Consider the following 10846-nt stretch of genomic DNA (forward strand, 5'->3'; position numbering starts at 1 on the left):
GGCGTCATCTCTGCTTCGGTGCCGGGGGGCTGGATGTGTTCCTGATCGGACTGGCTCATGCGGCTGCTCCTTATCGGGTGAACCCATCAATCACAGAGTGTGCGGGAAGTTCCATCCCACCATGCGACCAGAGGCTTTCAGGGCTTCGAGGTGAGGGCGGCTGTGATCGCGTAGCCCAGGGCCTCTTGGTTAAAGGGCTTTTGCAGCGTCGGCAGACCAGAATACGCCTCCTTGAGCCCATCACTGCCGTAGCCAGTGGCAAAGATGAATGGAACCCTCCTTTCCCGGAGCACGTCCGCCACCGAGTACGTGAGCGTGCCGCCCAAGCTGAGGTCCAGGATTGCCAGGTCCAAGGCTTCGCTCCGAGCGAGGGCCAGTGCCTCCTCAAGGCGCGTTGCCACTGCCGCCAGATTGTAGCCCAGATCCTCGAGCATCTCTTCAATCAGCATCGCGATCATGGCCTCGTCCTCGACAAGCAGAACACGCCGGCCGCTGGTTTCTTGAAGCATCGTCATCCCCTTTGGGTTGGGCATTCCAGGCTGAACCGATCCAAGGCTGCGGCGTCTTCGAGCCTTAGACGGTCGGGATTGTGGCTGGCTGAGCGACTTCCTCAGCGCGATCCTGTGCGGAGGGCCCGGAGTCTCTCATCCAGCTCCGTCCAGCGGTACGGCTTGCTGATGAAGGAGATCTCCTTCAGCTCAGGCTGATCCAGTGCGGACATCGGATACCCAGAGGCCAGCAGGAGCTTCATGGCCGGTCGCATGCGGCGAGCCTCATGAGCCAGCTCAACCCCGTTCATGCCACCAGGCATCACAACATCGGAGAACAGGACATCAATCTGCTCCTCCTGCTTGAGCATATCGAGGGCGGCATGGGCATTCGAGGCTGAGAGCACATCATATCCGAGGCTCTCGAAGATCTGGATTGCCATTTCCAGAACGTCCGGCTCGTCCTCAACGATCAGAACGGTGCCGAGACTTTGCTGGGGCGCCTGTGCAGCTTCAACTTCACCTTCATCGTTGTCCCCACCCTCACCTCCCGGGACGGCGGGGATGAAGAGATACACTCGCGTGCCTTTGCCGATCTCCGTATCCAGTTCAACCTGTCCGCCGGACTGCGTCACGAACCCGTAGACCTGGCTCAGACCGAGCCCTGTTCCCTTGCCAATGTCCTTCGTGGTGAAGAACGGCTCGAACACACGGGTCCGTACATCCTCGGGAATGCCCAGGCCACTGTCGCCTACCGAAACGGCAACATAGCGGCCTGGCTGAAGGCCCAACATATTGGCACGCGCCTGACCGAGGCTGACATTGCGCGATGAAATCATAATCTTTCCGCCCTCCGGCATGGCATCACGTGCGTTAACAACAAGGTTCAGTAGGGCCGCTTCGAACTGCGGGACGTCCACCTCGACGGATCGGACGCTCGAAGCCAGCGTGATGTCGACAGTGATCAGCTCCCCACAAGCCCGGCGCAGCACGGCCTCGAACCCTTTGATCACGGCATTCGGATTCGCGACCTCCGGCTTCAGGGGCTGGCGGCGGGCAAAGGCCAGAAGCTGACGGTTGAGGCTCTGACCCCGTTCGGCTGCGCGATGCATGCCCTCGACGATCTTGGTGTCCTTGGGATCCTGAATCCGGCGCGAGAGGAGATCGAGACCATTCACAATCACGGTGAGCAGGTTGTTGAAGGCGTGCGCAATCCCTCCCGTGAGCTGCCCGATGGCCTCCATCTTCTGGGCCTGGAACAAAGCCGCACGGGCTTGCTCCAGAGCGATCTGAGCTTCGCGGCGTTCGGTCAGATCACGGGTGATCTTGGCGTAGCCCAGCAGGGTTCCATCGGGAGCGTAGATCGGATCGACAACCACGCCAGCCCAGAACCGGCTGCCATCCTTGCGAACGCGCCAGCCCTCTTTCTCGAAGCGCCCTTCGCGGGCAGCCGTCTCAAGGGTTCGTGCCGGGAGGCCTGCCTCCCGCTCCTCTGGCGTATAGAAGCGCGAGAAGTGTTGGCCGACGATCTCCTCCTCGCTGTACCCTTTGATGCGCTGCGCTCCCGTGTTCCAGTTCGTGATGCAGCCGTCCGGATCAAGCATGTAGATGGCATAATCGGTGACGCCCTGGACCAGCATGCGGAACCGTTCCTCGCTGCGCCGCAGGGTCTCCTAGGCGAGCTTGCGCTCCGTCATATCGCGGGTGATCTTTGCATACCCAATGAGTGTCCCAGTCGAGGCATCGCGGATTGGGTCGATGATGACGTGAGCCCAGAACTTGGTACCGTCCTTGCGGACGCGCCAGCCCTCGTGCTCAAACCGTCCTTCCTGCTCGGCCGTTCGCAGGGCTCGGCGCGGCAGGTCAACGGCGCGATCTTCCTCGGTGTAGAAGCGTGAGAAGTGTTCGCCGATGATCTCGTGCGGCAGATAGCCTTTGAAGCGCTGTGCCCCAGGATTCCAGCTTGTCACATTCCCCTTCAGGTCAAGCATGTAAATGGCATAGTCGGTAACGGACTCCACCAGAAGCCGAAAGCGCTGATCCTCGCGCTGTCCGCTATATTGTTCGCCGGTATCCATACGCCTGACCCTGAGCAACCCACAAAACGATGGGGCGTATCTAGGCAAAAGGATCAGCAACTCAAGCTTGGCCTTTCGGAGTGGGTAAATTAGGGCACTTCCAGGCCCGGAAACGAGAGGCTGGGTCAGGTGGCGTTTTGTCGAGATCGCTCACGCTCGGCTGTTGACGATTGGCTTGGGTCAACTCAAGGCCACTTCCAGCAATTGCTGCCCGAGGGACAATAATCTTGACGGGCAGTCGAAATCGGCCGAGAACGCCCTACCTGTAGATGTTCGCCAGTGGCCTGGGGACGATGGTCCTGATGGCCCCTCATCGCAGGTGGAGCTGTGTTTCTGCCGGGACGTTGCGGTCGTTGCCCGGATTGCCGCTGCGAGAGGCGGCTGGCGCAAAGGAAGATGAACTCCGATGACGGTTGCCGCTCTTCCCTCCAGCAATCCCCTGTACCGGTCCACGTTTCAGGAGCTCGCCACAGTCAGTCAGGCCATCCTGGATGCCATGCCCACCGCCCTGTATGTCTGCTCGGCAGATGGGTCCATCCTGCGCTACAATCGATTGGCCGCCGAACTGTGGGGTCGCAAGCCGCGCCCGGGTGAGACGGACGTACGGTACTGCGGCTCGTTTCGGCTGTACCACCTCGACGGACGCCCGCTTGCCCATGCCGACACCCCGATGGCGCAGGTCCTGCGCACCGGAGAGCCTGCCCACGGACTCGAGGTTCTGATCGAACGGCCGGATGGAAGCCGCCGCACCGTGCTAGTGCAGATCGAGCCGCTGCTGGACGATCAGGGCAGTGTTCTTGGCGCGATCAACTGTTTCCAGGACATCTCCGATCGCAAAGCCCTGGAACTCGAACTGCGCCAGAGTCGGCAGGATCTTGAGGATTTCTTCGAGAACGGCGCCGTGGGGCTCCACTTGGTGGCCGCGGATGGCACCATCCTGCGGGCCAACCGGGCTGAACTTGACCTCCTCGGCTATACGGCGGACGAGTATATCGGCCGGCCGATCACCGACTTCCATGCCGATGCTCACGTGATCCGAGACATCCTCGCTCGCCTCTCCCGGGGCGAGACGCTGGACCGCTATCCGGCGCGCCTGAAGGCCAAGGATGGCTCGATCCGGCATGTTCTGATCACGTCCAACGTGCACTTCCGCAATGGTGAGTTCTACAACACCCGCTGCTTTACGGTAGATGTCACCGACCAGCACCGAGCCGACGAGGCCCTGCGCGAGAGCCAGCAGCGGCTGGCTGTGACCTATGAGAAAGCTCCGATCGGCATCGCCGAGATAGACGCAGCCGGGCGCTTCGTTCGTGTCAACGCAGCTCTCTCGGCCATCATCGGCTACGCGCCCGAAGAGCTTGTGGGGCGATCCTTCGTCGAGCTGACCCACCCTGAAGACAGGGAGAACGATGCCGATCATTACGCGCGCCAGGTGCGGGGCGAGATCGCTCACTACTCGATGCAGAAGCGCTTCCTGCGCCGGGACGGTGGCATTGTCTTCGTGAATGTCCTCAGTTCTTCCGTGCTCGACCAGCAGGGACAGTTCCGCTACGGCGTGCGGGTAGTCCAGGACGTGACGGAGCGGCTCCAAGCCGAGGAGCGGCTGCGCGAGAGCGAGCGCCACGCTCGTGAACTCCTGGAGGCGCTGCCGGCCGCAATCTACACCACCGACGCTGCGGGCCGGATCACCTACTACAACCAGGCCGCCGTCGACTTCTCCGGGAGGAGGCCCATCCTCGGCAGTGATGAGTGGTGCGTGACCTGGCGCCTCTTCACGCCGGACGGAACCCCGCTGCCGCACGATCAGTGCCCCATGGCTGTCGCCTTGAAGGAGGGCCGGGCTGTTCGCGGGGCAGAAGCAATTGCCGAGCGCCCGGACGGCACCCGCGTTCCGTTCATCCCCTTCCCCACACCACTCCGCGATGCTTCGGGCAGGATCATCGGGGCTATCAACATGCTGGTGGACATCACGGAGCGTAAGCAGGCGGAGGAGCATCAGAGGGTGCTGATCGACGAGCTGAACCACCGGGTGAAGAACACGCTCGCGACCGTGCAGTCGATCGCCACCCAGACCATCCGGACCTCACCCGCCATCGACACCTTCTCCGAGAACTTCGAGGCTCGCCTCCTGTCCCTGAGCAAGGCGCATGAGCTGCTAACACGGCAGGCATGGACAGGGGTTAATCTGCGCGACATCATCTGTCAGGAATTGGAGCCCTACGACGATGGCTCCACCGCCCGTATCCTACTGGAAGGGCCAGACCTCACGCTGGAGCCTCGGGTCGGCCTCGCCCTCAGCTTGGTCCTACACGAGCTCACCACCAATGCCGCCAAGTACGGTGCTCTGTCGACCGAGCAGGGCCTCGTCACCGTGCGCTGGACCGCTTCAGGGTCCGGCGCGTCCGATGTTCTTCGGATCGACTGGGTCGAAAGCGGTGGGCCCGCAGTGGCACCGCCGGCCAAACGCAGCTTCGGCACCCGCCTGATTGAGCGCAGCATGACCAAGGATCTACAAGGCAGCGCCGCGCTCGAGTTCGATCCCGCGGGCCTGCGTTGCATCCTCGAGTTGCCGCTCCATCAGCTCTGAGGCTCTCGATGTCCGAGCTGAGTGGATTGCGCCTCCTCGTGGTGGAAGATGAAAGCCATGTGGCCATGTTGATCGAGGACATGCTGGCCGACATGGGCTGCGACGTGGTGGCCAGTGCGGCCAGGGTCTCGGAAGCTTTGAGGTTGATCGAGGCGACGGATATCGACGCCGCTGTGCTTGATGTCAACGTGGCTGGCGAGAAGGTCTTCCCTGTGGCCGAGAAGCTCCGGGATCGAAAGATTCCTTTCGTGTTTGCAACGGGGTACGGGGCTGAAGGTGTGCGCGAGGACTTGCGTACTCAGCCCGTCATCGCGAAGCCCTTCCCGCAGTCACAACTCCAGAAAGCGCTGATCAGGGCAATCGAGCAATGGTGATGTGAACCAATCTCATCGTCATTTGAGAGTTACCCGTCCGAAGGGCATGCGCGCATCTATTCGAACTCGGTACCGGCACCACAGTCGAGATTGAGCTTCGGGGCTGCAACGGCGGAGTCGAGGAGGATCCTCAGGCTGCTAGGCTGACGGGTATCATCGTGGTGAAGCGGGTGAGACCTTGCTCGCCGTAGAGGGTGAACCGGTCATGGACGATCTCGTCGTCGATGTTCTCAAGACTCTTGGATATCAAGCTTTGGAAGCGGTGAAAGGCTCGTCCGGTCACTCCCATAGAGGGACGAGCATGGCGTCGGGCATGACCCCGAAGGAAAGAACCGTAACATAGGGATCCGGTGGTGGCCGTAAAGGCGGCAAGGTGTTCCGGACCGGCCATGGGTGCCACTTCACGCCGCCATCCCGCGGATGATTCTCACGACATCAGTCATGCGGTAGGGCTTAGGCACGAACCGCGCGTCCGGTACTTCGCCGCTGAACGCGGGCGGCAGGCCGTCGGAAGAGACCACGACACAGATGTGCGGATGTTGCACTTGCGCAGAGGATCCGGTCGATCATCCGGGACGAATGAGAACGATGCTGCGAAATGCGGATCTGTTGCAGCTTTGAAGCTTGCTCCGTCTGAGCTACGACGCGAGGGTATAGTAAGAGGGACTGGCGGTGAAGCAGAGTAACAAGAACCCGTTCAAGGGTCGGCAGTTCACGGCGGAGATCATCCTGTGGGCGGTCCGCTGGTACCTACAGTTCCCGATCAGCTAGCGCGACCTCGCATGCATGCTATCCGATCGAGGCGTGCAAGTGAACCATACGACCCTCTTTCGGTGGATCCAGGCTTACGCTCCCGAACTGGACAGGCGCGTGCGTCCGCATCTCCGCATGACCAACGGCTCCTGGCGGGTGGATGAGACTTACATTCGGGTGAAGGGTGAATGGGTGTATCTCTACCGCGCGGTCGATGCGACCGGGCAGACCATTGACTTTCTGCTCTCGCCCAAGCGGGATGCGGCTGCCGCCCGGCGCTTCTTCCGGAAGGCATTAGGGCAGCCACACACGGTCAATCCGCGGACCATCACAGTCGACAAGAACGCCGCCTATCCGATTGCGACGAAGGCTATGAAACATGCCGGCGAGTTCTGGCGGTTTGCCAAACTCCGGCAGGTGAAATTTCTGAACAACATCGTCGAGCAGGATCACCGGCGTATCAAACGGCTGGTCCGTCCTGGGCTAGGGTTCAAGAGCTTCGTAACAGCCTCACGGACGATTGCGGGCTACGAGGCCATGGCGATGATCCGTAAAGGACAGGTTGTCCGTGCACCAGCGAATGACATGGGCGCGCAGCGCGACTTCATTGCAGCTCTCTTCGGAACGGCCGCCTGACCTGAGCCCTCGTCCGGCATTCGATCGACCTACGTTAGAGTTTGCAACGGAACCCCATTGGCTTGATGCCGGGCTAACGTTCGGCCGAGTGGCCGTTAACGTTTCCGCTGCCGAGTTTCGCCACGGAGATTATGCCGAGCGTGTTCTATCGGAACTCGAAGGATTCGTCATCCCGACCTCCTGCTTGGAGGTGGAGGTGACCGAGAGTGTGTTCCTTGATCGCAATGCCGGCAACGTGGAGAACGCGCTCCAGGTCTTGAGCGCGGCCGGTGCAACTATTGCGCTGGATGATTTCGGTACCGGCTATGCCTCGCTCACGCATCTGAAGCGGTTCCCGGTTCACGTGATCAAGATCGACCGTTCGTTCGTCAGGGACATCGAGCGAGATGCCGGGGACGCAGCCATCGTGAAGGCCTTGCTGGGCCTGGGGCAGAGTCTCCACATCGAAGTTGTCGCCGAAGGGGTCGAGACCGCCGCCCAACTGGAGTTCCTGAAACGGAATGGCTGCAAGCTGGTGCAAGGGCACTATTTTGCCTAGGCGCTACCAGCGAGCGAGGTCCCGCAGTTGATGGGCACATAAGCCTCCTCCCCTACTCGCCTTCTGTCACCGTCACCTTGTTGATCTTTGGCATCTCCGGCAGCTCTAGGGAGAGGTTCAGCTGGACCAGGACTTTGTAGACAGAGCGAAGGTCACAGCGCTCCTTTAAGGCGGCACATCGTTCGAAATGGTCCTCAAATTCGCTACACCAGGTGGCACGCCGTAGCTTGCCGCCCTCGGAACAGCGGGCGTAAGCCTGCTGGATGAGGGCAGCCGTATCAGAGGGGTTCGCCACGTCCGGCTGGAAATATTCAGTGACCTTCTGATGACCGATGATTGCAGAGGCAGGACCCAGGAGGATGGCGAGAGCTATAAAGCCAGGATGTATCTTCCGCATCGGCCTACCTCAGTCGCCTATGGTTAATGCCAAGTTAACCGCGGACCTGTCGGGTTGGAAGTCAGCGCCTAGGTAGGTAGGAAACCAAGAGCTATCCTTTCAAGGGAGACCACATATGCCGAAGGGCCCGGAGCACGAGGACGAGCAGCCCGAACTCAAGGAGCAGGCGAGCACGCCGCAGCTCGACCGTCTTGAGAAGCTGGCTAAGGTAGCGGCAACATCTGCCCAGGCGAAGCAGTGGCGAGCCCGTCAGAATGGCCTGCAGGAGCAGGAGAAGCCCTCAGAGGTGCGTAACCTCAATCATGATGCCGAGGCCAGAGCGCGAGCCGAAGAGGCCATGCGGCAGATGATGGCAAAGCCGCAAGGCAAAAGGCGGCGCTGAAGGGCAAAACTTCATTAAGGGACTGTTAGGTTCTGGCTCGTCATGGTCGCGCCCCATTATGCATGCCTATGCCAGACAGGTACATTGTAGGAGTTTGACCATGACCGAAGTGAAAGCAGCCAAGAAGCCGAACCCGGCGCTGGCGAAGCCACTGCAACCCTCGAATGAGCTCGCCGCCGTTGTCGGCACGTCCCCCCTGCCCCGCACCGAAGTGGTGAGCAAGGTGTGGGAGTACATCAAGGCCAACAACCTGCAGAACCCCGCAAACAAGCGCGAGATCCTGGCGGACGACAAGCTTCGGGCAGTCTTTGATGGCAAAGACAAGGTCAGCATGTTCGAGATGAACAAGCACTTCGCCCGGCATCTCTCCTAATCGAACTGGCGCAGGGCAGCCTGATTGTCCCTCCACCAATTGTTAAGCTTGGCTGTTTCACAATGAGGGTACCGGGCGCGTTGCGTATCTGCCCGAACAATCTCCATTGCCCCCAAGCGTGGAGCCTGGCCTTGGCTGAGAGCGCTTACCCTCTCGGCTAGGGCTTTTTCGTTTCTCTGAGCCGGCTGTCAGCCGTCTGCCAGGAAATCGATGACTGCCCTGATGGCTGGAAGCTGGCTGCGCCGATGCGGCGTCAGGATGGTGGAGGTTACGCTGCCGGCAGACCAGTCCGGAAGCACCTGGATCAACTCTCCGCTTTCCACCAAGGCCGCCGACATGGCTTCAGGAAGGCATGCAATGCCAAGTCCCGCAATTGCGCCCCTCAACAGCACCAAGGACTCATCAGCTACCAGTCGCGCCTTCGGCGTGATCGGAGCCTCATGACCGTTGCTGTCCTTCAGGTGCCATGTCCTCGCCGCTGGACCCGTCATCAGCCCGTCGTGTCCAACAAGATCCTCGGGGCGCTCAGGCGTGCCCCGCCCCGCGAGGTACTCCGGCGAGGCGACCAGCGTGATCCGCTCGACCTTCATCCGACGCTGCACAAGATCGGAATCAGGCAGCGCCGCGAAATGGCTCCTGATCGCGATATCGAAGCCTTCCCGTATGATATCAACGAAGCGGTCAGTGACGTGGAGTTGCAAGTCCAGCTTGGGATAGGCACGTGCGAGAACTGGCAGGCGGTCAGAGAGGTGGAACTGCGCCACCGGCACGGAGGCCGTGATCCTGACCGTACCCTGCGGCTCAGCCTGCCGCCGCTGCACCACGCTCTCGGCGGCCTCCGCCTCAATGACGGCCGCCCGGGCATGGTCATAGAAATCCTTCCCGACATCGGTCAGCACGAAGCTGCGCGAGGTGCGATGGATCAAGCGAATGCCGAGATCCGTCTCGAGCTCGGCGACGCGCTTGCTGATCGTCGACTTGGGAACGCTTAGGTGACGCGCCGCGGCCGCGAAGCCTCCGCTGTTCACCGCCTGGACGAAGATATGCAGATCGTTGAAGTTGACCCTCATGCGCCATCGTTCACACTTGTGGACTTTGGGTTCCCAAAATAGCTGCTACAGCCGCAAAGTCCATGGTGCCATCTTGGTGTCGTCACAGACACAAGGAGATACCCATGGTTCAGACCCTCATGTATGGCGTCCCGTCCGGATGCTCGTTCGGATCGATCGTTGCCCTGGAATGGCTTGGGGAGCCATATCGGCTCTGCCGCATTGAGATGCCGGATGGCGTACAGAGCGACGCCTATCGTCGGATCAATCCGGTCGGCGAGACACCGACGCTGGTGACCGCCACGGGCGAGCCGATCAGTGAGAACATGGCGATCCTCAACCATCTCGGCGCACGCGGGATCGGCAAGGAACTGTCCTTCGCCCAGGTCACTCCGGAGTTCGATCGGTTCAACCAGGTCCTCGGGTTCCTCAACACGAGCTTCTTCGCCGCGTTCGGCCCGCTGTGGTACGCCCTTGAGCATGGGGTTGAAGGATCCGACAAGGACGTCTTCAGAGCCTATGGCGCGGCGAAGGTGGCCAAGGCTCACGCCGACTTGGAACGGATGCTTGGAGATAAGGAATGGCTGCTGGGCGATCGGCGCACGTTGGCGGATGCCTACTTCATTGGGATCGCGCGGTGGACCAAGTACCACGACGTTGTCGATCGCCGCGACTATCCCGGCTTGCAGCGACTGTTCGAGAGGCTGGAGGTTGATCCTGCGGTCAGGTTCGCGCACGCGATCGAGCGTGGAGAGACTGCTGTCAGCGAAGGCGGGTTCTTGGGCGAAGTGACGTTGGACGACGTTCTACGTCAACAGGCGCTCGCTGCCTGATGCAGCACGGAAAGCCCGCCTCAGAGCATGAGGCGGGCTTTTGTCATCAGTGACAGACTTCCTTGACGTTGTGCGGCAGTTGATTGGGTAGGTTCACGTGAACCGCGACCACTAGGCCCGGATCCGTTGGTCATTGGCCGCGACACCGGTCTGGGACAGCAGATATGCATCCCGGTTCTTTTTGAAGGTCGCGGCCCTTTCGAGATCCTTCAGAGCCTTCTTCTGCGTCGGCACCGCCTGCTGGGCATAGCGGGCGTACAGGTTGTGTTGCAAACCCGAAGAGGAGACGCGAAAGGGACAATCGTCCGGTAGCACGCTCAGGCGGCAAGCAACTCGAACTGCTCGGCCAAGGATGGCC

The 10846-nt window shown here is 61.0% G+C and carries 10 protein-coding genes and 2 pseudogenes; 7 read left to right on the forward strand and 5 right to left on the reverse strand.

All coding sequences use genetic code 11. From position 1 onward, the window contains the following. Window positions 1-137: 137 nt before the first annotated feature. Together AC0QTX_RS26305 and AC0QTX_RS26310 are read right to left on the reverse strand one after the other, a co-directional pair. Window positions 138-509, reverse strand: a complete 372-nt coding sequence (locus AC0QTX_RS26305) for a response regulator (protein WP_474606748.1) — start codon at window positions 507-509, stop codon at window positions 138-140. 101 nt (window positions 510-610) lie between these two features. Further along, window positions 611-2566: pseudogene (locus AC0QTX_RS26310) on the reverse strand (hybrid sensor histidine kinase/response regulator). A gap of 406 nt (window positions 2567-2972) precedes the next feature. Between AC0QTX_RS26310 and AC0QTX_RS26315 the strand changes: the two are divergent. The 4 genes and pseudogenes from AC0QTX_RS26315 to AC0QTX_RS26330 all read left to right on the forward strand — a co-directional run bounded on the left by AC0QTX_RS26315 (window position 2973) and on the right by AC0QTX_RS26330 (window position 7454). Then, window positions 2973-5153: a PAS domain-containing sensor histidine kinase gene (locus AC0QTX_RS26315; protein ID WP_474606749.1), complete on the forward strand. Its 2181-nt coding sequence runs from the start codon at window positions 2973-2975 to the stop codon at window positions 5151-5153. 8 nt (window positions 5154-5161) lie between these two features. Beyond that, complete coding sequence (locus AC0QTX_RS26320; RefSeq protein WP_474606750.1) at window positions 5162-5527, forward strand: response regulator; 366 nt, start codon at window positions 5162-5164, stop codon at window positions 5525-5527. Window positions 5528-6199: 672 nt separating this feature from the next. Further along, window positions 6200-6916, forward strand: a pseudogene (locus tag AC0QTX_RS26325) (IS6 family transposase). Continuing rightward, window positions 6861-7454: an EAL domain-containing protein gene (locus AC0QTX_RS26330; protein ID WP_474606751.1), complete on the forward strand. Its 594-nt coding sequence runs from the start codon at window positions 6861-6863 to the stop codon at window positions 7452-7454. Before AC0QTX_RS26325 ends, AC0QTX_RS26330 begins: the two are co-directional and overlap by 56 nt. A gap of 52 nt (window positions 7455-7506) precedes the next feature. Here AC0QTX_RS26330 and AC0QTX_RS26335 read toward each other — a convergent pair whose 3' ends face one another. Beyond that, window positions 7507-7851, reverse strand: a complete 345-nt coding sequence (locus AC0QTX_RS26335; protein ID WP_474606752.1) for a hypothetical protein — start codon at window positions 7849-7851, stop codon at window positions 7507-7509. Window positions 7852-7966: 115 nt separating this feature from the next. On the opposite strand from AC0QTX_RS26335, the gene AC0QTX_RS26340 reads away from it, so the two are divergent. Then, entirely contained in the window at window positions 7967-8233 is a 267-nt protein-coding gene (locus tag AC0QTX_RS26340) for a hypothetical protein (protein ID WP_474606753.1), read from the forward strand. A gap of 100 nt (window positions 8234-8333) precedes the next feature. Then, a complete protein-coding gene (locus tag AC0QTX_RS26345; protein ID WP_474606754.1) occupies window positions 8334-8606 on the forward strand; it encodes an SWIB/MDM2 domain-containing protein in 273 nt (90 codons plus the stop codon). Window positions 8607-8794: 188 nt separating this feature from the next. Here the strand turns inward: AC0QTX_RS26345 and AC0QTX_RS26350 are convergent, their stop codons facing one another. Beyond that, a complete protein-coding gene (locus AC0QTX_RS26350) occupies window positions 8795-9676 on the reverse strand; it encodes a LysR family transcriptional regulator (protein WP_474606755.1) in 882 nt (293 codons plus the stop codon). 104 nt (window positions 9677-9780) lie between these two features. Here AC0QTX_RS26350 and AC0QTX_RS26355 point away from each other — a divergent pair, with 104 nt between their 5' ends. After that, window positions 9781-10488, forward strand: a complete 708-nt coding sequence (locus tag AC0QTX_RS26355) for a glutathione S-transferase family protein (protein ID WP_474606756.1) — start codon at window positions 9781-9783, stop codon at window positions 10486-10488. Between the two features lie 111 nt (window positions 10489-10599). Here the strand turns inward: AC0QTX_RS26355 and AC0QTX_RS26360 are convergent. After that, window positions 10600-10846, reverse strand: a 247-nt coding sequence (locus AC0QTX_RS26360) for a hypothetical protein (RefSeq protein ID WP_474606757.1), incomplete at its 5' end; no start/stop codon positions are given.

The organism is Microvirga sp. jy35, from assembly GCF_056148915.1.

Excerpts from the sequence above, each read along its gene's own strand:
- AC0QTX_RS26305 (WP_474606748.1), bottom strand. The coding sequence starts at position 509 with ATGCTTCAAGAAACCAGCGGCCGGCGTGTTCTGCTTGTCGAGGACGAG.
- AC0QTX_RS26315 (WP_474606749.1), top strand. The coding sequence starts at position 2,973 with ATGACGGTTGCCGCTCTTCCCTCCAGCAATCCCCTGTACCGGTCCACG.
- AC0QTX_RS26320 (WP_474606750.1), top strand. The coding sequence starts at position 5,162 with ATGTCCGAGCTGAGTGGATTGCGCCTCCTCGTGGTGGAAGATGAAAGC.
- AC0QTX_RS26330 (WP_474606751.1), top strand. The coding sequence starts at position 6,861 with ATGACATGGGCGCGCAGCGCGACTTCATTGCAGCTCTCTTCGGAACGG.
- AC0QTX_RS26335 (WP_474606752.1), bottom strand. The coding sequence starts at position 7,851 with ATGCGGAAGATACATCCTGGCTTTATAGCTCTCGCCATCCTCCTGGGT.
- AC0QTX_RS26340 (WP_474606753.1), top strand. The coding sequence starts at position 7,967 with ATGCCGAAGGGCCCGGAGCACGAGGACGAGCAGCCCGAACTCAAGGAG.
- AC0QTX_RS26345 (WP_474606754.1), top strand. The coding sequence starts at position 8,334 with ATGACCGAAGTGAAAGCAGCCAAGAAGCCGAACCCGGCGCTGGCGAAG.
- AC0QTX_RS26350 (WP_474606755.1), bottom strand. The coding sequence starts at position 9,676 with ATGAGGGTCAACTTCAACGATCTGCATATCTTCGTCCAGGCGGTGAAC.
- AC0QTX_RS26355 (WP_474606756.1), top strand. The coding sequence starts at position 9,781 with ATGGTTCAGACCCTCATGTATGGCGTCCCGTCCGGATGCTCGTTCGGA.